This is a genomic window from Allobosea sp. P2_A10, assembly GCF_056405115.1.
Map to the genome: position 1 here is coordinate 141,206 of NZ_JBFUCS010000011.1, position 25,579 is coordinate 166,784.

The 25,579-nt window shown below is 66.8% G+C and carries 23 protein-coding genes; 17 read left to right on the top strand and 6 right to left on the bottom strand.

All coding sequences use genetic code 11. The annotated features are described in order from the left end of the window. Positions 1-15: 15 nt before the first annotated feature. Together AC1DZY_RS16840 and AC1DZY_RS16845 are read right to left on the bottom strand one after the other, a co-directional pair. Positions 16-852, bottom strand: coding sequence for an enoyl-CoA hydratase/isomerase family protein (locus tag AC1DZY_RS16840; protein ID WP_476821284.1), 837 nt, complete (start codon positions 850-852; stop codon positions 16-18). Between the two features lie 2 nt (positions 853-854). Beyond that, positions 855-1,724 carry an SDR family oxidoreductase gene (locus tag AC1DZY_RS16845; RefSeq protein WP_476821285.1) on the bottom strand — a complete coding sequence of 290 codons (870 nt, stop codon included), beginning with the start codon at positions 1,722-1,724 and terminating at the stop codon, positions 855-857. 311 nt (positions 1,725-2,035) lie between these two features. Here AC1DZY_RS16845 and AC1DZY_RS16850 point away from each other — a divergent pair, with 311 nt between their 5' ends. The 15 genes from AC1DZY_RS16850 to AC1DZY_RS16920 are packed head-to-tail and all read left to right on the top strand — an operon-like array spanning position 2,036 to position 19,020. Then, on the top strand, positions 2,036-2,875 hold the full coding sequence (locus AC1DZY_RS16850) for an enoyl-CoA hydratase-related protein (protein WP_476821286.1): 840 nt from the start codon (positions 2,036-2,038) through the stop codon (positions 2,873-2,875). Between the two features lie 2 nt (positions 2,876-2,877). Further along, the gene (locus AC1DZY_RS16855) at positions 2,878-4,713 is read left to right on the top strand and encodes an acyclic terpene utilization AtuA family protein (RefSeq protein WP_476821287.1); all 1,836 of its coding nucleotides are present in this window, start codon (positions 2,878-2,880) and stop codon (positions 4,711-4,713) included. Further along, entirely contained in the window at positions 4,710-5,420 is a 711-nt protein-coding gene (locus AC1DZY_RS16860) for a TetR/AcrR family transcriptional regulator (RefSeq protein WP_476821288.1), read from the top strand. Before AC1DZY_RS16855 ends, AC1DZY_RS16860 begins: the two co-directional genes overlap by 4 nt. Continuing rightward, the gene (locus AC1DZY_RS16865; RefSeq protein ID WP_476821289.1) at positions 5,417-6,217 is read left to right on the top strand and encodes an ABC transporter ATP-binding protein; all 801 of its coding nucleotides are present in this window, start codon (positions 5,417-5,419) and stop codon (positions 6,215-6,217) included. Before AC1DZY_RS16860 ends, AC1DZY_RS16865 begins: the two co-directional genes overlap by 4 nt. Further along, positions 6,214-6,987 carry an ABC transporter ATP-binding protein gene (locus AC1DZY_RS16870; protein ID WP_476821290.1) on the top strand — a complete coding sequence of 258 codons (774 nt, stop codon included), beginning with the start codon at positions 6,214-6,216 and terminating at the stop codon, positions 6,985-6,987. Before AC1DZY_RS16865 ends, AC1DZY_RS16870 begins: the two co-directional genes overlap by 4 nt. Continuing rightward, positions 6,984-8,837, top strand: coding sequence for an AMP-dependent synthetase/ligase (locus tag AC1DZY_RS16875; RefSeq protein WP_476821291.1), 1,854 nt, complete (start codon positions 6,984-6,986; stop codon positions 8,835-8,837). The genes AC1DZY_RS16870 and AC1DZY_RS16875 overlap by 4 nt, the downstream gene beginning before the upstream one ends. Continuing rightward, on the top strand, positions 8,837-9,709 hold the full coding sequence (locus AC1DZY_RS16880; RefSeq protein WP_476821292.1) for a branched-chain amino acid ABC transporter permease: 873 nt from the start codon (positions 8,837-8,839) through the stop codon (positions 9,707-9,709). Before AC1DZY_RS16875 ends, AC1DZY_RS16880 begins: the two co-directional genes overlap by 1 nt. Positions 9,710-9,713: 4 nt before the next feature. Next, positions 9,714-10,760, top strand: coding sequence for a branched-chain amino acid ABC transporter permease (locus AC1DZY_RS16885; RefSeq protein WP_476821293.1), 1,047 nt, complete (start codon positions 9,714-9,716; stop codon positions 10,758-10,760). Between the two features lie 55 nt (positions 10,761-10,815). After that, positions 10,816-12,000, top strand: a complete 1,185-nt coding sequence (locus AC1DZY_RS16890; protein ID WP_476821294.1) for an ABC transporter substrate-binding protein — start codon at positions 10,816-10,818, stop codon at positions 11,998-12,000. A 58-nt stretch (positions 12,001-12,058) separates the two neighbouring features. Then, positions 12,059-13,549, top strand: a complete 1,491-nt coding sequence (locus AC1DZY_RS16895) for an acetyl-CoA carboxylase biotin carboxylase subunit (protein WP_476821295.1) — start codon at positions 12,059-12,061, stop codon at positions 13,547-13,549. An 18-nt stretch (positions 13,550-13,567) separates the two neighbouring features. Beyond that, complete coding sequence (locus tag AC1DZY_RS16900) at positions 13,568-14,074, top strand: acyl-CoA carboxylase biotin carboxyl carrier protein subunit (protein ID WP_476821296.1); 507 nt, start codon at positions 13,568-13,570, stop codon at positions 14,072-14,074. 2 nt (positions 14,075-14,076) lie between these two features. Next, positions 14,077-15,684 (top strand): acyl-CoA carboxylase subunit beta, encoded by a 1,608-nt coding sequence (locus AC1DZY_RS16905; protein ID WP_476821297.1) that lies wholly within the window; start codon positions 14,077-14,079, stop codon positions 15,682-15,684. A 24-nt stretch (positions 15,685-15,708) separates the two neighbouring features. Further along, on the top strand, positions 15,709-16,644 hold the full coding sequence (locus AC1DZY_RS16910; protein ID WP_476821298.1) for an NAD(P)H-dependent flavin oxidoreductase: 936 nt from the start codon (positions 15,709-15,711) through the stop codon (positions 16,642-16,644). A 13-nt stretch (positions 16,645-16,657) separates the two neighbouring features. Continuing rightward, positions 16,658-18,175, top strand: a complete 1,518-nt coding sequence (locus AC1DZY_RS16915) for a class I adenylate-forming enzyme family protein (protein ID WP_476821299.1) — start codon at positions 16,658-16,660, stop codon at positions 18,173-18,175. After that, a complete protein-coding gene (locus AC1DZY_RS16920) occupies positions 18,172-19,020 on the top strand; it encodes an FAS1-like dehydratase domain-containing protein (RefSeq protein ID WP_476821300.1) in 849 nt (282 codons plus the stop codon). The genes AC1DZY_RS16915 and AC1DZY_RS16920 overlap by 4 nt, the downstream gene beginning before the upstream one ends. 12 nt (positions 19,021-19,032) lie before the next feature. On the opposite strand, the gene AC1DZY_RS16925 is transcribed toward AC1DZY_RS16920, so the two are convergent. Together AC1DZY_RS16925 and AC1DZY_RS16930 are read right to left on the bottom strand one after the other, a co-directional pair. Beyond that, complete coding sequence (locus AC1DZY_RS16925) at positions 19,033-20,508, bottom strand: protein adenylyltransferase SelO (RefSeq protein ID WP_476821301.1); 1,476 nt, start codon at positions 20,506-20,508, stop codon at positions 19,033-19,035. A 90-nt stretch (positions 20,509-20,598) separates the two neighbouring features. Further along, positions 20,599-21,078, bottom strand: coding sequence for an Lrp/AsnC family transcriptional regulator (locus tag AC1DZY_RS16930; protein ID WP_476821302.1), 480 nt, complete (start codon positions 21,076-21,078; stop codon positions 20,599-20,601). Positions 21,079-21,195: 117 nt separating this feature from the next. On the opposite strand from AC1DZY_RS16930, the gene hppD reads away from it, so the two are divergent. Next, complete coding sequence (hppD, locus tag AC1DZY_RS16935; protein ID WP_476821303.1) at positions 21,196-22,329, top strand: 4-hydroxyphenylpyruvate dioxygenase; 1,134 nt, start codon at positions 21,196-21,198, stop codon at positions 22,327-22,329. 89 nt (positions 22,330-22,418) lie between these two features. Next, positions 22,419-23,747, top strand: coding sequence for a dicarboxylate/amino acid:cation symporter (locus AC1DZY_RS16940; protein WP_476821304.1), 1,329 nt, complete (start codon positions 22,419-22,421; stop codon positions 23,745-23,747). Positions 23,748-23,756: 9 nt separating this feature from the next. Here the strand turns inward: AC1DZY_RS16940 and AC1DZY_RS16945 are convergent, their stop codons facing one another. Together AC1DZY_RS16945 and AC1DZY_RS16950 are read right to left on the bottom strand one after the other, a co-directional pair. Then, positions 23,757-24,587 carry an AprI/Inh family metalloprotease inhibitor gene (locus AC1DZY_RS16945; protein WP_476821305.1) on the bottom strand — a complete coding sequence of 277 codons (831 nt, stop codon included), beginning with the start codon at positions 24,585-24,587 and terminating at the stop codon, positions 23,757-23,759. Continuing rightward, a complete protein-coding gene (locus tag AC1DZY_RS16950) occupies positions 24,572-25,516 on the bottom strand; it encodes a 2-hydroxyacid dehydrogenase (RefSeq protein WP_476821337.1) in 945 nt (314 codons plus the stop codon). The genes AC1DZY_RS16945 and AC1DZY_RS16950 overlap by 16 nt, the downstream gene beginning before the upstream one ends. Between the last annotated feature and the right edge of the window lie 63 nt (positions 25,517-25,579).

Consider the following 25,579-nt stretch of genomic DNA (forward strand, 5'->3'; position numbering starts at 1 on the left):
AGGTTCAGCTACCGATCAGTCGGAACCGGGACGGTGCGACTGGAAGCGCGGTGCCCGCTTTTCGACGAAGGCCGTCATGCCCTCCTGCCATTCCGGCGAGCCTGAGACGATCTGAACGGCGTCGAGCCCGATTTCGCGGGCAGTGTTCAGGTCCACGCCCTCGCTTTTGTAGATCGACGCCTTGGCATGGGCGAGCGCCAGCGGCCCGCCGCGCATCAGCGCCATCGCGAGGTCTCGCACGCGCTCTGCGAGCGTCTCGTCGGAGGCGACGAGTGTGGCCAGACCCCAGTCCAGTGCCTCCTGCGCGGCAAGATGTCGTCCGGTCAGTATTATGTCGAGCGCGCGCCCGCGCCCGACGAGGCGTTGCAGCTTCTGCACGCCGCCGGCGCCCGGCAGGGCCCCGACATGGACCTCCGGCAGGCCGATCCGCGCCTGCTCCGCCATGACGCGCAGATCGCATGACAGCGCCAGTTCGCAGCCGCCGCCGAGCGCAAAGCCGTTGACCGCGGCGATGGTCGGAAAGGGCATCGTCTCCAGCCGGTCGAACAGGCGTGCGATCGGGCCGACATAGAGGTCGCGAATGCCTTGCGGATTTTGTGGCACCGGCGAGGCGGCATCGACGAAATAGGGCAGATGCGCGCCGCAGCAGAAGGCCCGGCCCGTTCCGGAGATGACGAAGACCCGCGCTCTGGCGGTCTGTGCCCGGTCCAGCGCATCGCCGAGCTCGCGGATGAATTCGAGCGTGAGCGTGTTCATCGCTTTGGCGCGGGTCAGCGTCACCCATGCCAGGCCCGGCTCCGGCCATGACAGCGTCAGCGCCTCGCCGGCGAAGCCTTCGTTTGCAACGGCCATCGTCAGCGCTCCGATGGCGCTTTGAAATAGTCGGGCTTGGGGATGGCCCAGAACTCGCCCCAGAGCTTGCCGCCGCCATCGACGGTCAGCACCTCGCCGGTGATGAACTTGCCCGAGGGCGCTGCGAGATAGATGCAGGCCTCGGCCACGTCGAAGGCGTCGCCGAAGCGCAGCATCGGGTTGGAGCGCTTGTAGCTCTCGCGCGCCTCGTCGCTGTAGACGGCCTGGCCTTCGCTGGCGATCGCGCCGGGCGCGACGCAATTGACGCGAATGCCGTGAGCCGCCCATTCGACCGCGACGGAGCGCGTCAGCCCGATCACGCCGGCGCGCGCCGCGCAGGTGTGGGCAACGCCGGGCATGCCGCGCTCGACCACGGCGACGATGGTGACGATCGTGCCCGGCCGTTTCGCCTCGCGCCAGCGCCGGGCGGCGGCCTGCATCATCCACCAGGTGCCGTTCAGATTGGTGTCGATGACAGCGTTCCAGCCCTTGGCGGAAAAGTCGATTGCGGATTGCGGAAACTGGCCGCCGGCATTGTTGATCAGGATATCGGGACCGCCGCCATCGGCGCTGGCGGCCGCAAACAGAGCCTCGACATCCTCGGGCTGGCGGATGTTGCAGGTGATCGCGGTGACGTCGATGCCGGCCGCAGCCATTGCCGCGCGGGCGGCTTCCAGTTTCTCGGGCTTGCGGCCGCAGATCACGATTCTTGCGCCGAGCCGGCCGCCGAGCCAGGCGATCGCCTTGCCCAGGCCGCTGCCGCCGCCCGAGACCAGCATGGTTTTGCCGGCCAGCAGATCGGACCGGTAGACGGTCGGGTGCGCGGCCAGCTCCGCGTCGGAAAAGCCGTAAGGGGTCTGCTCGGCCACCATGTCCTCCCTCGTCTCCGCCGTTTCCGGTCTCGCGGCCAGCGGCTTTTGGCGTTGACAGCCTCGGGCGAATGCGCGTTAATGAGGCATGCTCACTTAGTGTCGAGACAGGACGCCAAGTCAAGGTGCGCCAGGATTCAGGAACGCACCGGAGATACGACTTCGCCACGTCGCGGAGAGGGGATGGAACGAGAGTGCATTGCACAAAATATTGCTGCTAAGCAGCAAAACAGCAGTAAAATCGTGCGGCCAGCCGATCTCGGCAGGTGGCCTGCGTTGATCATTCCCTGTCGTGGGAGAGGAGTCTTGTTGAGGTGAATGGCGCTCATCAAAATGGGGACGCAGTGTCGGGCGAGGGCTTCATTGCTCCTGCTTCGGCCGTGGTTCTCGTCGAGGAGCGCGGGCCGGTGCTGTGGATCACCATCAACCGGCCGGAGCGGCGCAACGCCATCAACGCCGCGGTCATCGGGCTGATCGCGGAGGCCGTCCGGGCTGCGCCGTCCCGCGAGGGTGTCCGCGCGATCGTATTGACCGGGGCGGGCGACCGCGCCTTCTGCGCCGGCGGCGATCTCGCGCCCAATGCCGAGGGCGTGCCCTTCACGAGCGACCCCGCCCGGCCGCGCCACTACGTCGCCGAACTTCTCAAGGCGATCGAGGATTGCGACCTGCCGATCGTGGCGCGCGTCAACGGTCATGCGCTGGCCGGGGGGCTCGGCCTGCTCTGCGCCTGCGATCTCGCCGTCTCGGTTCCGACCGCGACCTTCGGGACGCCGGAATCCAAGATCGGCCTGTTTCCGATGATGATCCTGCCGCACATGCTGCGGGTGCTGCCGCGTCGTCGCCTGATGGAGCTGTGCATCACCGGCGAGGCGCTCGACGCGCAGGAGGCCAAAGCCGTCGGCCTGATCAACCACATTGCCGAGCCCGGCGAACTCGACGCCAAGCTCGACTGGCTGCTGGAGCGCATCGTCACGCGCGCGCCGAGCGCGATCAGGCTGGGCAAGATGGCGTTTCACGCCATGCAGGGCATGTCGGTGCGCGACGGGCTCGACTATGCCCAGATCATGCTGCCGATGATGGCGCAGACCGAAGACGCGCGCGAAGGCATGCGCGCCTTCCAGGAAAAACGCCCGCCCGTCTGGACGGGGCGTTGACGATGGCGGCGGCGACCCTGCGCATCGGCTGCGGCGGCGGCTTCTGGGGCGACAGCGAGGAGGGGCCGGTCCAGCTCGTGACCTTAGGCGCGATCGACGTGCTGGTGATCGACTATCTCGCCGAGATCACCATGGCGCTGCTCGGCCGGCTCAAGGCGCGCGATCCGCAGGCCGGCTATGTGCCGGATTTCGTCACGCTGATGGGCTCGCTGGCCGGGGATATCCACGCACGCGGCATCAAGGTCGTGGTCAATGCCGGTGGCCTCAACCCGCAGGGTTGCCGCGATGCTCTGGTGGCGGAGCTTGCCCGCGTGGGCGTGCCCTTGCGGGTGGCTGCCATCGTCGGCGACGATCTGACGCCGCTGCTTCCGGAACTGCGGGCGGCCGGCGTCGCCGACATGGAAAGCGGCGTTGAGATCCCCGACAAGGTGCTGAGCGCCAACGCCTATCTCGGCGCCTTCCCGATCGCCGCTGCGCTGTCCGCCGGGGCCGATATCGTCGTCACCGGGCGCTGCGTCGACAGCGCCCTGGCCCTTGGGCCATTGATCCATGCCTTCGGCTGGACCGAAAGCGATCTCGATCTGCTGGCGCAGGGCAGCCTCGCCGGCCACATCATCGAATGCGGCACGCAGGCCACGGGCGGAATCGTCACGGACTGGGAGCTCGTCGAGGGCTGGGACCGCATGGGCTTCCCGATCGCGGAATGCAGCGCCGATGGCAGCTTCATTGTCACCAAGCCGGCCGGCACGGGTGGGCGGGTGACGCCGGAGACCATCGCCGAACAGATCGTCTACGAGGTCGGCGACCCGACAGCCTATCTGCTGCCCGACGTGACCTGCGATTTCTCGCAGGTCCGGCTTGCGCAGGATGGTCCAGACCGGGTTCGCGTCACCGGCGCGCGCGGCCGGCCGGCGACGGCGCAATGCAAGGCCAGCATCACCTATGCCGATGGCTACAAGGCCGTGGGGATGCTGATGATCGGGGGGCGCGATGCCGCCGCCAAGGCGCGCCGGACAGCCGAGGCTTTGCTGGCGCGCACGAGCCGCATGCTCAGCGAGCGCGGTCTTGCCGGCTATGCCCGCGTCTCGACGGAGGTGCTCGGCGCCGAGGCGACCTATGGCCCCCATGGCCGGGCCTCCGCGAGCCGGGAGGTCATCCTCAAGCTCGCCGTGCAGCATGAGCGCAAGGAGGGCGCGGAACTGCTCTCGCGGGAATTCCTCGCCAGCGCGACCGCGATGGCGCAGGGCATCACCGGCTTTGCCGGCGGCCGACCGAAGGTTTCGCCCGTCATCCGTCTGCTCTCCTGTCTCGTCGACAAGGCCCTGCTCTCGCCGCGCCTGCTGTTTGAGGGCGACGAGATCAGCTTTGCGATGGCGGCGGGCGAGGACACGGCCGTACTGTCCGGCGCGCCTTCGACCAAGGGGACGACGAGGCGGGTTGCGCCGCCTGCGGCCGGACCCCGCATCGGCGTGCCGCTGGCGGCGCTCGCTTTGGCCCGCAGCGGGGACAAGGGCGACAGCGTCAATATCGGCGTGATCGCGCGGCGGGCCGAATTCCTGCCGCTGCTGGAAGAGGTGCTGACGGCCGAGGTGGTCGCCGGTTATTTCGCCCATCTCGCCAGCGGGCCGGTGACGCGCTTTCCATGGCCCGGTCTGGGCGGCTTCAATTTCGTATTGAAGGCTGCGCTCGACGGCGGCGGCATCGCCTCGCTCAGGCACGACCCGCAGGGCAAGGCTTTCGCGCAGATGCTGCTCGATATCGAGGTCGCGGTGCCCGAGGCATGGATCGGGACCGGCGGGCTCATCGCAGCAGAAGCGGTCAGGGAGATCGCGGCATGAGCGTCCTGCCCGCCCGCCGCGCCTTCGCCCGGCTGCCCCGCGAACAGCGCGTCGGCGACATCATCGATGCCGCCCGCACGGTCTTCACCGAGCACGGCTACGAGAACGCCAGCATGGCGGCGATCGCCGAGCGCGCCGGTGTGGTCGAGGGCACGATCTACAAATATTTCGAGAACAAGCGCGATCTGCTCAACCGCGTGCTGTCGCTCTGGTACGAGGGCATGCTCGCCGACCAGGCGGAGCAGCTCGCCGGCATCAGCGGTACGCGCAACCGCCTCCGCTTCGTGATCTGGCGGCATCTGGCGACGATCGAGCGCAATCCGGCCTTGTGCCGGCTGTTCTTCCGCGAGGTGCGCTCGGACTCGGACTACCAGACCTCGACGCTGCACGACCTCAACCGCGGCTACACCCGCTTCGCCACGCAGGTGCTGCGCGAAGGCATCGCCAATGGCGAACTGCGCGCCGATCTGCCGCTGCGGCTCGTGCGCGACATGATCTACGGCACGATCGAGCACACGACCTTCGACTATCTCTCCGGGCGCGGTGAACTGGTCTCCGAGGCGCGGGCCGACGAACTGGCCGATCTGATTCTGTCGGGCATTACCAGCCAGCAGGCTTCGGCAACGCCCGCGGACGCCGTGGTCGAGCGGCTGGAAAAGGTTGCCGCACGGCTGGAAGCGGCTTCCGGGCAGGAGCCCGCGCCATGACGGCCCTGCTCGCGCTCTCCAACATCCAGGTGCTCTACGACCGTGCCATCGAGGCGGTGCGCGATGTCTCGCTCGAGGTCGAGCAGGGCCGGATCGTGGCGTTGCTCGGCTCGAACGGCGCGGGCAAATCGACCATCCTCAAGGCGATCTCGGGCATCCTGGCCCAGGAGGATGGCGAGATCGTCGCCGGCTCGATCAAGCTGGCCGGCAGCGATATCGGAGCGCGCTCGCCGCGCGCGATCATCACTGAGGGCATCGTGCAGGTGCCGGAGGGGCGGGCGTTGTTCCGGACGCTGACTGTCGAGGAAAATCTGGTGATGGGCGGCTACAGCCGTCCGCGCGGCGAGATCGAGCCCGGCCTGCAGGAAATCTACGGGCTGTTTCCGCGTCTCAAGGAGCGCCGTCAGCAGATCTCCGGCTATCTCTCGGGCGGCGAGCAGCAGATGGTCGCGATCGGCAGGGCGCTGATGGCCAAGCCGAAGATCCTGATGCTGGACGAGCCCTCGCTTGGCCTCGCGCCGCAGATCATCGACGGCATCTTCGACACGATCCTCAGGCTCAACGCCGAGACCGGCCTGACCGTACTGCTGGTCGAGCAGAACGCGCAGCTCGCGCTCTCGGTCGCCGCTTACGGCTACATCATCGAGAACGGCCGCATCGTGCTCGACGGCTCGGCCGAGAAGCTGCGCGCCAATTCGGATGTGCAGGAATTCTATCTCGGCTTCGGCACGTCGGGCGATCGCAAGAGCATGCGCGACGTCAAGCACTACAAGCGCCGCAAGCGGTGGCTGTCATGAGCGCGCTTCTCACACTCACCGACGTCACCAAGCGCTTCGGCGGGCTGAAAGCCGTCGGCGGCGTCAGCTTCAGCGTCCAGAGCGGCCAGATCGCCAGCCTGATCGGCCCCAACGGCGCGGGCAAGACGACCTGCTTCAACCTGATCAGCGCGATCCTCAAACTCACCTCTGGCAGCATCGCCTTCGACGGACACGAGGTCTCGAAGCTGCCGACCTACGCCATGGCCAAACTCGGCATGGCCCGGACCTTCCAGAACCTCGCGGTCTTCCGGCATGAGAGCGTCGTCGACAATCTGCTGGTGGGCCTGCACACGCATCTGCGCAGCGACCCGCTTTCGGCGGCCCTGTTCTGGGGCCGGGCGCGGCGCGAGGAGATCAGGGCGCGCGAGCGCGTCGAGGAGATCATCGAGTTCCTCGAGATCGAGCATCTGCGCGACAAGCCGGTGGGCACGCTGTCCTACGGTTTGCAGAAGCGCGTCGAGCTCGGCCGCGCGCTGGCGATCCAGCCCAAGCTGCTGCTGCTCGACGAGATGGTTTCGGGCATGAACCAAGAGGAGCGCGAGGACATCGCCCGCTTCATCCTCGATCTGCGCGACGAGCTCGGCATCACCGTGTTGATGGTCGAGCACGACATGGGCATCGTCATGGACATCTCCGACCATGTCTGCGTGATGCATCTCGGCGAGAAGATCGCCGAGGGCGCACCCGCGCAGGTCTCCAGCGACCCGAAGGTGATCGAGGCCTATCTCGGCACGAGGCGCGCGGCATGAGCGATCCAGCCCTCGCCCCGTCGGCGCTGGCCGAACTGACGATGCCGCAGATCCTGAAGCTGCGCGCGCAGCGCCAGCCCGAAGACCTTGCTTTTCGCGACAAGGATCTCGGCGTCTGGCGGCGCATCACCTGGCTTCAGTATTTCGAACAGGCGCGGCGGCTGGCGCTGGCGCTGCGGGCGCGCGGCTTTGGCCCCGGCGACCGTCTCGCGGTCGCCAGCGAGAACTCGCCGCAATGGCTCATCGCCGATCTCGCCGCGCAGATGCTGGGCGGGGCGTGCCTGGGCATCTATCCGACCAACCCCTGGCCGGAACTGCACTACATCCTGCGCCATTCGCGCGCGTCGGTCGTCGTCTGCGGCGACCAGGAGCAGACCGACAAGATTTTGACGGCTGCCGCCGAGGACGGGCTGCCCGATCTCCGGGTGATCGCGACCGTCGACATGAAGGGGATGCGGGGCTACTCCCATCCGCTGCTGACGAGTTTCGACGCCCTGCTCACCGAGGGCGCCGCGCTGGAGCGCGAGCATGGCGCCGCCGTCGACGCACTGATCGAGGCCGGGCGCTCCGACGACACCGCGATCATCGTCTATACGTCGGGTACGACGGGGATGCCCAAGGGCGCGATGCTGAGCCATCGCAACATGCTCTTTCCCGCTTCGAAAGTGGTCGGGACGCTGGGCCTGAGCGCGCGGACCTATTCGGTCGTCTGCTACCTGCCGCTCTGCCATGTCGCCGAGCGCAGCTTCTCGACCTACATGCAGATGCTGACCGGCTGCACGGTCTCCTTCGCCGAATCGATCGATACCGTCGTCGCCAATCTGCGCGAGATCGCCCCGCTCGGCTTTCTCGGCGTGCCCCGCATCTGGGAGAAGATGCAGCACGGCATCCTGGTCAGGATGAAGGAGGCCACGGCCTTCCAGCAGCGCGTCTTCGCCGCCTGCATGGCGCGGGGCCGGCCCATCGCGGAGCGCAGGCTCGCCAATGGCGGAGCCTTCGCCAGTCTCGGTGACCGGGCGATGTTTGGGCTGCTGAAGCTGATCTGCTTTCGCGCTCTGCAGCGCGCGCTCGGGATCGACCGCGTCGGAGCAGGGTTTTGCGGCGGCGCGACGGTCTCGGCCGAGGTGCTGTTGTTCTTCTGGATACTCGGCGTCCCCGTCTACCAGATCTACGGCATGACCGAGACCGGCGGCGTTACCCATATGCAGCGGCCCGGCCATACCAGCGCCGGGAGTTCCGGCCTGATCATCGACGGGCTGGCGCAGCGTCTCGCGCCTGACGGCGAGTTGCTGCTGAAAGGCCCCTCCGTCTTCAAGGGCTACCTGTTCGACGAGGCGGCGAGCAGCCGCGCGATCGAGGATGGCTGGCTCCATACCGGCGACATCGTCGAATTCGAGCCGGACGGGCAGGCCAGGATCGTCGACCGCAAGAAGGACATCCTGATCACCTCGGGCGGCAAGAACATCACGCCGTCGCTGATCGAGAACGCCCTGAAAGACTCGCTCTACATCCGCGAGGCGATCCTGCTCGGCGACGGCCGGCACTTCCTCTCCGCGCTGATCCAGATCGACATCGTCACCGTCGGACAATGGGCGCGCGAGGCCAAGGTCAGCTACACCACCTTCCGGACCCTGGCCGAGCACCCCGCCGTGCGCGAGTTGATCGAGGCAGAGGTGCAGCGCGTCAACGACCGCTTCGCCCGCGTCGAGAATATCCGCAAATTCGTGATCCTGTCCAAGGAGCTCGACCATGACGACGGCGAGCTGACCGCGACGATGAAGGTGCGCCGCAAGATCATCGAGCAGCGCTACCAGGACGAGATCGTCACGATCTACGGCAGGGCCGCCTGATGGATTTCTTCCTGCTCCTCGTCGCATCCGGGCTGATCGCGGGCGCCGCCTACAGCATGATCGCGATGGGCTTCGCGCTGATCTACAAGGCGACCGGCGTGGTCAATTTCGCGCAGGGCGAACTGGCGATGCTGACCGCTTATGTCGCCTTCTCGTTGTCGAGCCTGCTCGATCTCGGCTTCTGGCCGCTGCTGGCGGTGACGATTCCGGTGGCGATGGCGATCGGCCTGACGCTGGAGCGCATCTTCATCCGGCCGATGCTGGGCGAACCGCTTTTCGCCATCGTGATGGTGACGATCGGGCTCGCGGTCATCCTGCGCGGCGTCACCATCATGATCTGGGGGCCGGACCCGATCGACTTTCCCGCCGGGCTGCCGCGCGACGTGGTCATGGTCGGCCCGCTGCCGTTCTATCTCGGCCAGCTCTATGCGCTCGGCTGCCTTGCGCTGCTGGTCGTGCTGAGCTGGGCCTTCCTGCGCTACAGCCGCATCGGCATCGCCATGCGCGCCGTCGCCGCCAACGAGACCGCGGCGCTGCTGATGGGCGTCTCCGTCAAAAGCATCCATGCCGTCGCCTGGAGCCTGTCGGCCGCGATCGCGGCGGTTGCCGGCATCCTGTTCGCGATCAATTTCAAGCTCGGGCCGGACATGTGGTTCCAGGGCCTGAAATCCTTCCCGGCGCTGATCCTGGGCGGGCTCGACTCGGTCCTTGGCGCAGCGATCGGCGGGCTCGTCATCGGCGTCGTCGAGAACCTGGCGCAGGGCTATCTCGGACAGGGGCTGCGCGAGATCGCCGGCTTCGTCGTCATCGTGGTGATCCTGATGATCAGGCCCTACGGCCTGTTCGGCGAACGCGAAATCGAGCGGGTGTAGGGTCATGCGCACCGGCGATTTCAAGGAAACCCATGCCGAACTGGTCCAGCTCACCGACAGCGCCGTCGTGCGCTTCTGGACGGTCCTGCTGCTGGCTGCGCTGATCGCGCTGCCCTTCGCCGTCGGTAACTATACGCTCTCGCTGGCGACAGCCGCGATGGTCGCGATCGTCGGCGCGGTCGGCCTCAACCTGCTCACCGGCATGACCGGACTGATCTCGGTCGGCCAGTCCGGCTTCCTCGCCATCGGCGCCTACACCAACGCACTGCTGCTGGCCGATGCGAAATGGCCGATCTGGGCCAGCCTGCCGGCGTCGGGCCTGATGGCGGGGCTGCTCAGCCTGCTCGTAGGCATTCCCTCGCTGCGGCTGAAGGGCCTGTATCTGGCGATCACGACGCTCGCCTTCGCCTTCATCGTCAACCACGTCATCCTCTACGAGGAAGGACTGACGCATGGCCCCAACGGCGTCTTCCTGCCGGCGGTGCGTCTCTTCGGGCTCGACGTCTCGCGCGACCGGCCGCTGTACTATCTCGTCTTCTTCGTGACGGTTCTGTCGGTCCTCGCCGTGCTCAACATCAAGCGCACGCGCATCGGCCGGGCGTTCCTGGCGATCCGCGACCACGACATCGCCGCCCGTGTGATGGGCATCGACCTCGTGCGCTACAAGCTGCTCGCCTTCATGCTGTCGTCCACGCTGGTCGGGATCGCGGGCGGGCTGATGTCGCTGCAGATCCGCTTCGTCAATGTCGACGTCTTCGGGCTGATCCTGTCGATCGAGGCGCTCGCCATCATCATCCTCGGCGGGCTCGGCTCGACGGCCGGCGCGATCCTCGGCGCGATCTTCCTGTCGCTGCTGCCCGAGGCGATCCGGCTCGCATTCGAGCTGTTCGGCAGCACGCAGTCGGTCACCTACACGACCTATGTCTACGAGATCCGCGGCATCGTCTACGGCGTCGTGATCGTCGCCTTCCTCCGCTTCAAGCCCGACGGGCTGATCGGATTCTGGCGCGATATCCGGCGCTACTGGAACAACTGGCCTCTGTCGCATTGAGGGCAGGAAACGACGGACCGGCGCCAAAGCCGGCCGCATTTTGGGAGGAACGACCATGGCTAAGGCATTGGCTACCAGTCTTCTGGCGACAAGCTTCGCGGCGCTCCTGGCCGCCGGTTCCGCAATTGCCGCGGAACCGGGCGTCACCGACACCGAGATCAAGATCGGCGACGTCAACATTCTCACCGGACCGGCCTCCTTCATCGGGCGGGCGGTCTCCATCGGCTCGAAGATCGCAGCCGCCGAGATCAACGCGGCCGGCGGCATCAACGGCCGCAAGATCGTGATGGCGACGGAGGATGACGGCTATGTCCCGTCGCGCTCCTTCCAGGCGCTGAAGAAGCTCGTCGAGGTCGATAACATCTTCGCGCTGAACGGCACTTCGGGCTCGGCCAACATCCTGGCGATGCTGCCGCTGATCGAGGAGACCAAGCTGCCGACCGTCGTCACCACGACGCCAAACGAGCTCGTCTATTCGCCGGCGGTCCGGCCGAGCGTCTTCACCATCGGCGCGACCTATCAGGATTCGTTCTACGCCCAGACCCGCTACATCCACGAGAAACTGAAGCCCCAGGGCGGCGTCTACGGCATCATCCGCCAGGACGACGAGTTCGGTGCGGCGGTCGAGGCCGGCTACGACCGGGCGGTCAAGGAGTTCGGGCTGAAGGACGGCATCCGGCTGCGCTTCAAGCGGGGCCAGAGCAATTTCGGCGCCGAGGTGCTGCAGATGCGCGCGGCGGGCGTGAATGCGCTGGTCAATGGCGGCATCATCGCCGGCGCGGCCAACATCCTGAGCGAGGCGCGCAAGCTCAGCATGGATCTCTCGGTCGCTTCGGTCTGGAGCGAGAACATGCCGGCCTCGGTCAAGCTCTCGCAGCCGGCGGGCTACCCCTACATCCTGGCCGACTATGTCGCGCTCAACGACGCCGCGACCGAGCGCTTCGCGGAGAAGGTCAAGAAGCTCTCGCCCGACGATGTCGCCGGCATCAACCGCTACAGCTACATCACCTATGCCGGGCTGAAGGTGCTCGCCAAGGCGATGGAAGGTTGCGGCAAGGAACTGACGCGCGCCTGCACCGTCGAGCAGCTGCGCAAGATCAAGGACTTCGCGACGGACGGGCTGACCGCGCCAATCTCGTTCGACAATCCCCAGCAGCTCTCGGGCCGCGAACTCAAGATCTACCAGCTCGACGTCAAGGCCGGCACGTTCTCCACGCTGGCCGACTTCAAGCGCTACTGAGCCGGCTTTTCATCTAGCCGCGGGGGCGACGAGCCCCCGCATTCAAAACGAATTGCGCATGACACCTTCAGCCCCGCCCTTCGCCAGCGTCCTCGTCGCCAATCGTGGCGAGATCGCGCTGCGCATCCTGAAAACACTGCGCGAACGCGGCGTGCGAAGCGTCGTCGTCTTCCACGAGGCCGACCGCGACAGCCCGGCCGTGCGCGCCGCCGACTTGGCGTTCGAGATCGACGGGCGCACTCCGGTCGCAGCCTATCTCGACGGCGGCCAGATCATCGCGGCCGCCTTGCAGGCCGGCGCGCAGGCGATCCATCCGGGCTACGGCTTCCTTTCGGAGAATGCCGCCTTCGCGCGGGCGGTGGCGGCGGCAGGCCTCACCTTCATCGGCCCGACGCCCGAGGCCATCGACCTGATGGGCGACAAGGTCCGCGCGCGCGCCTTCGTCGAAAAACACGGCTTTCCGGTCGCGCCCTCGGCGATCGAGGATGACGATCCGGCGAGCTTCAACGCACGCGCGGCGAAAGTCGGCTTTCCCTTGCTGATCAAGCCGTCGGCCGGAGGCGGCGGCAAGGGCATGCGCATCGTGCGCGATGCGGCTGTGCTCGACGAGGAGATTGCCAGGGCGCGCAGCGAGGGCGAGCGCTATTTCGGCGATGGCCGGCTCTATGTCGAACGCTATGTCGAGCGCCCGCGCCATATCGAGGTGCAGGTGCTGGGCGACGCCCATGGCAACGTCGTGCATCTGTTCGAGCGCGAATGCTCGGTGCAGCGGCGCTTCCAGAAGATCGTCGAAGAGACGCCATCTCCAGCGCTTTCGGCCGAGCAGCGTGCGGGCATCTGCGAGACCGCCGCAGGCATCGCGCGTGCGGCGGGCTATCGCAACGCCGGCACGGTCGAGTTCATCTTCGGCCAAGGTGGCGAGTTCTATTTCCTCGAGATGAACACGCGGCTGCAGGTCGAGCACCCGGTGACGGAGATGGTGACCGGCATCGATCTCGTGGCCGAGCAGTTGCGCGTCGCTGCCGGCGAGCCGCTGGGCTATGCGCAGGATGCCGTCGTGGTGTCCGGCCATGCCATCGAATTGCGGGTCTATGCCGAGAGTCCGGCCAACGGCTTTACGCCGACGACCGGGCGGGTGCTGGCGCTGGCCTGGCCGGAGGGTCCGGGCATCCGCATCGACAGCGGCATCGCGCAGGGCCAGATTGTGACCTCGGCGTTCGATCCGATGCTGGCCAAACTCGTCGTCCATGGCCGCGACCGGGCCGAGGCCTGCGCACGGGCGGAAGCCGCGCTCGGCGATCTCGTCCTGCTCGGCTGCGAGACCAACACCGCCTTCCTGCGCCGGCTCGTCGCCCATCCCATGTTTGCTGCCGGCGATGTCCATACCGGCTTCCTCGATGAGAACCCCGCCATCGCCGCCGAGCCCGTGCTGGCGCCCGCGACCCTGACGCGCCTGCTCGCGGCTGCCGCGCTCTCGACGCGCCCGGTCAGGGACGCTGCCGACGCGATCCCCGCTTTGCATGCCGCCATTGGCGGCTGGCGCAACTGAGGCGGGACGGAACCAGCGATGCGCCACCTCTTCACCCTGAACGGCGAGCCCCATGAGGTCGGCCTGACCCGACCCGACGGGCGCTATCGCCTGCTCCTGGGAACGCATGCGGTCCCGGTCCTGCTGGAGCTGCTCGGCCATGATCGCTATCGGCTCGATGTCGACGGCGTCGTCTCGACGATCACGCTGGTCTGCGACGGCGATGTCGTCCATCTCCATTGCGACGGGGCGGCCCATGAGCTGCGCCATACCGATCCTGTCCTGCGGTTCGCCAAGGGCGGTGGGGCTGCCACAGTCGATGTCGCGACCGCCCCGATGCCCGGCACCGTCGTGGCGTTGAACGTCGCGCCCGGAGGGCTGGTGCGGCGCGGCGACACGCTGATCGTGATCGAGAGCATGAAGCTGGAAACCGCGATCAAGGCCTGGCGCGACGGCACGATCGAGTCCGTCCATGTCGGCCATGGCGCGACCTTCGAGCGCGGCGCGGCCCTGATCACTTTGGTCCCGGAAGAGGCAGCGAGCTGAGCATGCGTCGCATCGAGACCCGTATCGACCGCCGCTCGGCCGAGTTCGCCGAGAACGCGACGCATAATGCCGGCCTTGCCGCCGAGATGCGGGCACGGCAGCAGCGCGCCCGCATGGACCGGCCGCAGCGCGATTTCGACCGGCTCGCCCGGCAAAAGAAGCTTTTCGTGCGCGAGCGTATCGAGCTTCTGCTCGACCCCGGCACGCCCTTCCTCGAATTCTCGTCGCTCGCCGCCAACATGGCCTATGGCGAGGAGGTTCCCGGCGCGGGCATCGTCACCGGCATTGGCGTGGTGAGCGGCCGCGAGGTCGTGATCCATGCCGACGACGCCAGCGTGAAGGGCGGGGCCTGGTATCCGCTCTCGATCAAGAAGATCATTCGCGCGCTCGACATCGCCATCGAGAACCGGCTGCCGGTGGTGCATCTGTGCGATTCCGCCGGCGGCTTCCTGCCGCTGCAGGCGGATCTCTTCGCCGACAAATATCTTGCCGGCCGGATTTTCAGGAACCAGTCGATCCTGTCCAAGATGGGCGTGCCGCAGGTCGCGATCGTGCTGGGACATTGCACGGCGGGCGGCGCCTATGTTCCGGCGCTGAGCGAATACAACATCATCGTGCAGGGCACCGGCGCGATCTTCCTGGGCGGGCCGCCGCTGGTGAAGGCTGCGACCGGGGAAGAGGTCGGCGTCGAGGAACTCGGCGGAGCCGAGATGCACACCTCGGTCTCGGGCACCGGCGACTATGCGGCGTCCACCGAACAGGAGGCGATCGCGCTCGCCCGCGAGATCGTTGCGCAGTTCAAGCATCCGACCAAGGCCGTGATCGAGCGGGTCGCGCCCGAGCCGCCGCATTACGACCCCGCCGAGCTCTACGGAATCATTCCGCGCGACATCAAGGTGCAGTTCGACATGCGCGAGGTCGTCGCCCGCATCGTCGACGGCAGCCGCTTCCACGAATACCAGCCGGCCTATGGCACGACGCTGGTCTGCGGCTTCGCCCATATCTGGGGGATGAAGGTCGGCATCATCGGCAATAACGGCGTGCTCTTCAACGATTCCTCGTTGAAGGGCGCGCATTTCATGCAGTTGTGCAACCAGCATGGCACGCCGATGATCTTCCTGCAGAACATCACCGGCTACATGGTCGGCCGCGAATATGAGCGCCGCGGCATCACCAAGGACGGCGCCAAGATGATCATGGCGGTCTCCGGTTCGGAGGTGCCCAAGCTCACGGTGATGGTCAACGGGTCCTTCGGGGCCGGCAATTACGGCATGTCGGGCCGCGCCTTCGATCCGCGCTTCCTGTTCGTCTGGCCGCAGCACCAGATCTCGGTGATGGGCGCGGAGCAGGCCGCCAACGTGCTGGCCGACATCAAGATCAAGCAGTTGAAGCGCGCCGGCCAGACGCTCACGGCAGCGGAAATCGGCGACATCCGCGAGCCGATCCTCGAAGAATACAAGCGCCAGTCGAGCAGCTATTTCTCGACCTCCGAAATCTGGGACGACGGGCTGCTCGACCCCGTCGATACGCGCAACGCGCTCGCGGTCGCGCTGTCGGCAGCCCTTAACGCGCCGATCGCACGGCCGAGCTACGGCGTGTTCCGGCTGTGAGGGCCGCGCCGTGAGGACCCAGCCGTGAGCCCTGCCGCAGCCGCGCTCATCGGCCGCCTCGCCGCGCCGATCATCGCCGCGCCGCTATTTCTCGTGTCCGGTCCCGACCTCGTGGTCGAGACCTGCCGGTCGGGACTGATCGGGACCTTTCCCGCACTCAACCGGCGCGATGCGGCGGGCTATGTCGCCTGGCTCGACGAGATCGCCGGGAGGCTTGCCGCGTATCCCGACGCCGCGCCGTTCGGCGTCAATCTCGTGGTCCATCGCTCCAACCAGCGGCTGGAGGCGGACCTCGCCGCCACGGTCGCCCATCGCGTTCCGCTCGTCATCACTTCGCTGGGCGCTTCGCCCGAGCTGGTCGCCGCGGTGCATGGCTATGGCGGGCTGGTCTTCCACGATGTCGTCGGCGTCCGTCATGCGCAGAAGGCGGTTGAGGCCGGCGTCGACGGGCTGATTGCGGTCTGCGCCGGGGCGGGCGGTCATGGCGGGACGCTCAGCCCGTTTGCGCTGCTGCCGGAACTCCGGCGTCTGTTCGACGGCGTGCTGGTGCTCGGCGGGGGCATCTCAAGCGGCGCGCAGGTGGCGGCTGCGAGGGTGATGGGCGCCGATCTCGCCTATCTCGGCACGCGCTTCGTCGCGACCCGCGAAAGCATGGCCGCGCCCGGTCATGTCGGGATGATCCGCGACGCGAATGCGGCCGATATCGTTTATACGGCGGCTGTCAGTGGCGCGCCGGCGAATTTCCTGCGCGCGAGCGTGGTGGCTGCGGGTCTCGATCCAGACAAGGCGCGCGATAGTCTCGACTTCGGCACCACCGAGAGCCGCGCCTGGCGCGACATCTGGTCGGCCGGTCAGGGCGTCGGCAGCATCGAGGACCAGCCGCCGGCGGCCGAACTCTGCGCGCGGCTTGTCCGCGACTACGACGCCGCGCTGCATGTGGCGGCGAGTTGGGCGCGCTGAAGGGAGATTTGTCATGCCGGCACCGATCGCACGCGCTGGACAGCTGACGGTCTACGAACTCTTTCGCGCCCAGGCGAAGCGCGCGCCCGACGCTCTGGCGATCGAGGCCGGGGCGCTGCGCTGGAGCTATGGCGAACTCGACGCGAAGGTGCGCGCCCTGTCGGCCGCCTTGGCGTCACGTGGCATCGCAAGGGGCGACCGGATCGCGCTGCTGTCGGAAAACCGGCCCGAATATGTCGTGGTCGAGCTTGCCGCCGCGCGGCTGGGCGCGATCGTCGCCTGCCAGAACTGGCGGCTCGGACGTGGCGAGCTGAAACATTGCATCGGCCTGGTCAGCCCCAGCCTGATCATCGTCTCCGCGCGCTACGCCGCCGCGCTCGCGGCGCTCGGGATCGACCCGGTCCCGACCATCGAGATCGAGAGCGAGTTCTCCGCGCTGCTCACCGAGGGCGCGGTCGATCTGGCCGACGAGCCGGTGGTCGACCCCGAGGACGGGCTCGTGATCCTCTACACCTCCGGCACGACCGGCCTGCCCAAGGGTGCGCTGATCAGCCACCGCGCCGAGATCGCGCGCATGACCGTGCTCAGGCTCGACATGCGCGCGACCGAGAACGACGCCTTCGTCGCCTGGGCCCCGATGTTCCATATGGGCTCGACCGATCAGGTGCTGGGGGCTCTGATGTCGGGCGCGCCGGTCATCGTGGTCGACGGCTTCGACGCGGAGGTGATCGTGGACGCGATCGCGCGGCATGAACTCGGCTGGCTGCTTCTGATGCCGGGCTCGATAGAACCCGTGGTCGCCATTCTGCGCGAGCGCGGCGTCAAGGCGAAGGGCATCCGCGCCTGCGGTGCAATGGCCGATCTCGTTCCGACCAAGCTGATCGCCGAATTGTCGGGGCTGTTGAACGCGCCCTATCTGAACAGCTTCGGTTCGACCGAGACCGGGTTGCCACCGGCCTCCTCGGTGCTGCTGCCTCCTGGCGTCGCGCCGACGAGCCTGTCGAAGCGGCCGAGTTCGCTCTGCGCCTTCCGCCTCGTCGACCCTGACATGAACGACGTGGCCGATGGCGAGCCCGGCGAGGTCGCGATCCGCGGTCCGACCGTGTTCAGCGGCTACTGGAACGCCGACGAGACCAATGCCCGCGATTTCCGCGACGGCTGGTTCCGTATGGGTGACCTGTTTCGCCGCAACCCAGACGGCAGCTATGATTTCGTGGACCGGGCCAAATACATGATCAAATCAGGCGGGGAGAACATCTATCCCGCCGAGATCGAGCGCGTGCTGCTGTCCGATCCGCGCATTGCCGATGCTGTCGTGGTCCGGCGCAAGGATGCCGTCTGGGGCGAGGTTCCCGTTGCCTTCGTCGCGGCCCATGACGCGGCCCTGACCTCCGACGAGATCATGGCGCTGTGCCGGCGTGAACTCGCCGGCTACAAGCGGCCCAAGGAGGTGCGCTTCATCGCCTTTGCCGATTTTCCGCGCAGCACCACCGGCAAGATTCTCCGGCACGAGATGGAAAACCGGTTGTGAGCGGGGAGATTCCCGCACCGACCATCGCACTGGCGTCCGAGGCCGGGGACGTCGTGACGTCGGGCCTCGTCGCCCGCTATCTCGCCACGATCGGCCGCGATCCGCGAGAGGCATCGTCGCTGCCGCATGCGCCTGTCGGGCTGCATTGGTGTCTGGCGCTGGAGGTGCCCGGAGCCGATGAGTTGCTGGCCGACGGCATCGCCGAAGGCGGGATTATCCCGACGCTCGAACTGCCGCGCCGGATGTGGGGCGGGAGCGAGATCAGCTTCCTGGCGCCGATGCCGGTCGGAGCCAGCGTGCTGCGCCGCTCGCGCCTGCTCGACATCGTGCGAAAACAGGGACGCAACGGGCCGCTCGCCTTCGCCCGGATCGAGCATGCTTTTTCGGTCGCCGGCCAAGCCTGTCTGCGCGAGGTCCAGTCGATAGCCTTCAGAGCGAGCGAGGATGTCGGTGCTGCGCCACCCGGACAAGCGTTGCCGCAGCCGGTGTATGACAGTGCAGGTGCGCGGCTGCTGCGCGTCGTCCTGCCCGACCAGGCGATGCTGTTTCGCTATTCGGCGCTGACCTTCAACGCCCATCTCATCCACTATGATCGCGCCTATTCCCGCGAGGTCGAGCATTACCCGGAGCTTCTGGTTCATGGACCACTGACGGCCTCGCTCATGCTGGAAGCCTGCGCGCGCGCGTTCGGCTCCGAGCGATTAGCGATGGTCCGCTTCCGCGCCGTCGCGCCGGCTTTGTGCGGGGCGCCGGTCGAGATCATGCAGGCGGCCGATGGCGCCATCCATGCAGTCTCGGGCGGCGTTCTCGTGATGACGGCGGCTGTGGAACTGCGGCCGGCCTGAGCCGTATCGGTTTCAGGTGCCGCAGAATGTTGCGAGCACGCGTTCATGGGCTGCCGGCGGAAGGGCGTAATGCTCGCGGCCCGGCCGCGCGTCATAGGGGTGCGCGAGAACGTCCACCAGCTCCTCGAAGGGCGCGAAGTCCTGATGCTCGACGGCGGATTCGATCGCTGCCTCGACGCGATGGTTGCGCGGAATGAACAGCGGATTGACGGCGCGCATCGCGGCCTGCCGCTCGGCTGGAGACATCGCCTCACGTGTCAGACGCTGTCGCCACAGGGCTTCCCAGGCGTCGAATTCCGCCGGATTGCCGAACAGGTCACGGCAGGCCTGGCCGGGGGGCGGCGGCTCGTCGCCTTCGCTCAATCGGCGGAACGTGAGTGTGAAATCGGCCTTGCCGCGCTGCATGGTATCGAGCAGCCCGTTGATCAGCGCGGCGTCTTCCGGCTCGTCGGTCGTCAGGCCGAGCTTGCGGCGCAGGCCGGCGGTCAACGCGGTCTGGAAATGGCCCTCGAAGCCGTCGAGCACCTGCTGCGCCAGCTGGATCGCCTCGTCCTGATCCTCAGAAAGCAGCGGCAGCAGCGCCTCGGCCAGCCGCGTCAGGTTCCAGCGCGCGATCGGCGGCTGGTTGGCATAGGCGTAGCGACCATATTCGTCGATCGCGCTGAACACGGTGGCGGGATCATAGGCGTCCATGAAGGCGCAGGGTCCATAGTCGAGCGTCTCGGCGGCGATCGACATATTGTCGGTGTTCATCACGCCGTGGATGAAGCCGATCTGCATCCAGCGTGCGACGAGCTTCGCCTGTGCCTCGACGACCGCGCCGAGCAGGCCAAGGCAGGGCGCTTCGCTGCCGGCGAGTTCCGGATAGTGCCGTGTGATGACGTGGTCGGCGAGCAGGCGCAGACCTTCGATGTCGCGTCGCGCCGCGAAGAACTGGAATGTGCCGATCCGGATATGGCTGGAGGCGATGCGGGTCAGCACCGCGCCCGGCAGCAGCGTCTCGCGCCTCACGGTCTCGCCCGTCGTGACGGCGGCCAGCGCCCGGGTCGTCGGTATGCCCAGCGCCGCCATCGCCTCGCTGACGATATACTCGCGCAGCACCGGCCCCAAAGCCGCCCGCCCGTCGCCCCGGCGCGAGAACGGCGTCGGCCCCGAGCCCTTGAGCTGGATGTCGCGGCGACGGCCCACGCGATCGACGACCTCTCCGAGCAGGATGGCGCGGCCGTCGCCGAGCTGCGGGCTGAACCCGCCGAACTGGTGCCCGGCATAGGCGGTGGCGATCGGCTGCGATCCCTGCGCGATCTGATTGCCGGCGAGCATCGCGACCCCGTCAGGGCTCGCCAGCCAGAGCGGATCGAGCCCCAGCTCCGCCGCCAGCTGCAAGTTCAGCCGGACAAGGCGCGGCGATCCGACAGGGCCGGGGTTCACCCTTGCGAAAAAGCGCTCGGGCAGGCGGGCATAGGAGTTGTCGAAGGGCAGTGCGGTCATCGCCTGTAGATATACGCTGAAATCGCGCCGGCAACTCGCCATTGCTTGAAAGCGGTCCGTGCTATCTGGCGGACGGCGCAAAAGTGATCTTCAGCCCATCGGCAGCGGCAGCAGCCCCGGCTCCTTCAGCGTGTCGAGCGCGATCTCGGACCTGACCCGGGCGACGCTTTCATGCGGCATCAGGATCTCGTTGACGAAGCGGGAGAGCTCCTTGAGGTCGCCGACCGCGACCTTCAGCAGATAATCGGCCTCGCCGGTCAGCGCATGCGCCTCGAGGATCGCCGGCGTCAGCCTGACCAGATCGCGGAAGCGGCGCGCATTGTCGCGGGAATGCGTGTCGAGTGCGACATGGATGAAGACGGTGACGCCGAGCCCGATGGCGGAGGGCTCGATCAGCGCGCGATAGCCGCGGATGGTGCCGTCCTGTTCGAGCTTCTGCCGCCGGCGCGAGATCTGGCTCGCCGACAGGCCGACCTTCTCGGCGAGCGCGCCATTGGTCAGCGAGGCGTCCTGCTGGAGCGCGTCGAGCAAGCGCCAGTCGAAGGAGTCGAGATTAACAGAAGTTTGCATGGAGCGAGGCCAATCTGCATGGTTCGTGCGGAATTGACCGCTGTTAGCGCGATTTTGCAAGCTTCATGTTCGTTAAATGCGCGACTATGACGATCTCAGATTTCAGGGAGAACGCTCATGGGTCCGTTTCCGTTCGACGCCGCGCCACCCGCCATTTCCGAGGCCAACCCGATGGGCACGGATGGTTTCGAGTTCGTCGAATACGCCCATCCCGAGCCGGAGAAGCTCGGTGCGCTGTTCGAGACCATGGGTTTCACCCGCGTCGCGCAACACCGCTCGAAGAAGGTGACGCTGTACCGCCAGGGCGACGTCAACTTCGTCGTCAACGCCGAACCCGATTCCTTCGCCCAGGGTTTTGCAGCCGAGCACGGCCCTTGCGCCTGCGCCATGGCGTTTCGCGTGGTCGACGCGAAGCAGGCTTTCGAGCGTGCCGTGTCGCTCGGCGCTGAGTCCTATGAGAGCAAGGTCGGGCCGGGCGAGCTTGCGATCCCGGCCGTCAGGGGCATCGGCGGCTCGATCCTATATTTCGTCGATCGTTATGGCGACAAGGGCACGATCTGGGATGTCGATTTCGCCTGGACGGGCGAGAGCGATCCCCATCCCGAGCAGGCCGGGATGTACTATCTCGATCACCTCACCCACAACGTCATGCGCGGGCGCATGGATCATTGGGCCGGCTGGTACGGCAAGCTGTTCAATTTCCGCGAGATCCGCTTCTTCAATATCGAGGGCAAGCTGACCGGGCTGATCTCGCGCGCGCTGACCTCGCCCTGCGGCAAGATCCGCATCCCGATCAACGAGTCGCTCGACGACAAGAGCCAGATCGAGGAGTACCTGCGCCAGTACAAGGGCGAGGGCATCCAGCATGTCGCGCTCGGCGCACGCGACATCTATGCGTCGGTCGAACGCCTGCGCGCCAACAAGCTGCCCTTCATGCCGGCTCCGCCTGCGACCTATTACGAGAAGGTCGATGCACGTGTGCCGGGCCATGGCGAGCCGGTCGAACGTCTCAAGGCCAACGGCATCCTGATCGACGGCGAGGGCGCGGTCGCGCTCGGCGACAAGGAAGGCCGGATGAGCAAGGTGCTGCTGCAGATCTTCTCGGGCACGGTGCTCGGACCGATCTTCTTCGAGTTCATCCAGCGCAAGGGCGATGACGGCTTCGGCGAGGGCAATTTCCGGGCGCTGTTTGAATCGATCGAGGAAGATCAAATCCGGCGCGGCGTGCTGAGCGTCGAGGCAGCCGAATAGGCGTTCTCGCCTGCTTGTCGGTCTTTCAAAATGGGCGTAGCCCTTGGCTGACGCGCCGGAACAGGCGCGCAGCTTCGAGGGATACGGCCATGACGACGGCGACCGCTGACACCCTGCGTGGCCATCAAGGCCCTTGGTGGACCCATCTCTACGTTCAGGTTTTGACAGCCATCGCGATCGGCGTCCTGCTCGGACATTTCTACCCCGCCACCGGCGAGGCGATGAAGCCGCTCGGCGACGCCTTCATCAAGGCGATCAAGATGCTGATCGCGCCGATCATCTTCCTCACCGTCGTCCATGGCGTCGCCTCGATGGACGACATGAAGAAGGTCGGGCGCGTCGGTATCAAGGCGCTGCTGTATTTCGAGCTGGTCACGACGCTGGCGCTGATCATCGGCCTCGTCGTGATCAACCTGTGGAAGCCCGGCGTCGGCATGAACGTCGATCCCGGAACGATCAACACCTCCAGCATCGCAGCCTTCACCGCCAAGGCGAAGGACCAGAGCACGATCGCCTTCCTGATGGCGATCATTCCCGACACGGTGGTCGGAGCCTTCGCCAATGGCGAGATCCTGCAGGTGCTGTTTATCGCGCTGCTCTTCGCCTTCGGCCTGCAGATGATCGGCGCCCGCGGCAAGGCGGTGCTGCATTTCATCGACGACATCGCCCAGGTCTTCTTCAAGATCGTCGGCATCGTGATGAAGGCTGCGCCGATCGGCGCCTTCGGGGCGATGGCCTTCACCATCGGCAAGTTCGGCGTCGCGACCCTGTTCTCGCTGGCGTCCTTCATGGCGGCCTTCTACACGACCTGCCTTCTGTTCATCTTCCTGGTGCTGGGCACGATCGCGCGGCTGCACGGCTTCTCGATCCTGAAGTTCATCGCCTACATCAAGGAAGAACTGCTGATCGTGCTCGGCACCTCGTCGTCGGAGAGCGTGCTGCCACGCATGATCGCCAAGATGAGCCATCTCGGCTGCAAGGAGAGCGTCGTCGGCCTGGTCATCCCGACCGGCTATTCCTTCAATCTCGACGGCACCTGCATCTACCTGACCATGGCCGCGATCTTCCTGGCGCAGGCGACCAATACCGACCTCTCGCTGTCGCAGGAGATTGGCATCATCGCCGTGCTGCTGCTGACCTCGAAGGGCGCGGCCGGCGTCACCGGCTCCGGTTTCATCGTGCTCGCGGCGACGCTGGCCTCGGTCGGCACCATTCCCGTCGCCTCGATCGCGCTGATCCTCGGCATCGACCGCTTCATGTCCGAGGCGCGCGCGCTGACCAACCTGATCGGCAATGGCGTCGCCACCGTCGTCGTCTCGAAATGGGAGAATTCGCTCGACGAGAGCCGGATGCAAGCGATCCTGAACAAGGAAACCGGCTTCGATAACGTTGGCGAGCCGGCGCGGACGGCGGTCTGAGGGGCTCGTCTACGGGGCGAGTTTCTTCAGCAGCAGCGGCGCGCCGACCGCCGGGTCCTTGCGCCACTGGCCGTTCTCGAAGACGAGATCGACGCCATGGCCCTTGCGGGCGACCAGCGTCAGCCGGCCCGCCTGATAGCGCCAGCCGGCTGGATCGAAGATCGTTAGCCCCGTATCCGGGCAAAGGCCCTCGAAGGCGGCCGGGGCGCGGCCGTCAGCCGCGACCGGGCCGGGCGAGAGCGTGATCTTGCAGGCCTCCCGGTTCTGCTGGCGCATCATGGCATAGCGACCGGGCAGCGTTTCGGGCGTCGGTGCGCGCGAGGGATCGATCGCAGTGGGGCGCTGGGCCGTCTGCGACGCGATCTCGGCGGGGCTGGACGGGGCGCGGCGTGCGGAGCGCGGATAACCCTTCGGGTCGAGCGTATATTGCTGCCCGTCCGCCGTCTTGCCCTGCAGGCCCTTTTCCGTGCCTGCCGAGGCGAACTCGATCACCGGCTTGCCGAGCGCGTCGTTGAGCCGTGGCAGACCTGATGGCGTGGCGCTCCAGGAGACGACCTGGTGCAGAACCGGCAAGGCGCGCCGGCAGATCGCGGGATAGCGCAACTGCCGGCCGTTCGGAATTTCATCGGCGGCGAAGGTGATGGTGCATTTGCGCGGTTGGCCAACCATCTCGAAATCCCAAGCGCCGATCACCGGGCGAACGGCGTCCGGCGCCCTGTCGGCTCCGCGCGGAAGCGGCGGCGTAGCCTGGGCGTGGGCAGTACTCACCAAAGCGACAAGCCCCGCCGCGAGGAGCGGCAGGCCGAGCGCAGCGCGCGCCATCGTCAGGCTTTTGTCCATGGCGTCTCCGGCACGGGCGTGAGCGGGCCCTTGCCATCGAACCATGAAAACAGGTTGTCGACCAGAAGTTGGCCCATCTGCTCGCGGGTATGGACCGAGGCCGAGCCGACATGCGGCAGCAGCACGATATGATCCATCGCGATCAGTTCGGCGGGCACGCGCGGTTCGTCCTCGAAGACGTCTAGCCCGGCCGACAGGATGGTCCTGGCTTTCAGCGCCTCGATCAGCGCCTGCTCGTCGATGACGGTGCCGCGCCCGACATTGACGACGATGCCGTTGGGGCCGAGCGCCTTGAAGACCTCGGCATTGATCATGTGATGGGTCGAGGCTCCGCCCGGCGCGACCGAGACCAGCGTGTCGACATCGGCTGCCATCTCGACCAGCGAGGGATAGTAGCGATAGGCCACATCAGCCTGACGCGAACGGCCGTGATAGGCGATCGGCACGCCGAAGGCCTCGAGCCGGTGCGCGACCGCCTTACCGATGCGACCCAGGCCGACGATACCGATCTTGCGCTTGCGCAGCGAGGTTGTCAGCGGATAGGCGCTCTTGAGCCATTTGCCTTCGCGCAGATAGCGATCGACCTGCGGCAATTGCCGGATCGTCGCGAGCAGCAAACCGATGGTCAGGTCGGCGACCTCGTCGGAGAGCACATCGGGCGTGTTGGAGACGACGATGCCGCGCTTGCCGGCTTCGGCGGCATCGACATTGTCGTAGCCGACGCCGAAATTGGCGATCATCTCCAGCTTGGGCAGCGCATCGAACAGCGCGCCATCGGTCTTCATGTGGCCGCCGCCGCCGGCGATGCCGCGGACGCGGTCGGCGACCTCGCGCAGCATGGCGGGGCGATCCTCCGCCTTCCAGAGTTCATGGACGGTGAAGCGCGCTCTCAGCTGGTCGGTGGCATAGGCCATCAGCGGGCCGGTCATGATGATCTCTGTGGCGTTGGGCCGGGTCATGGCGTGCGCTTCCATATGCTTGGGTCGGTCGGA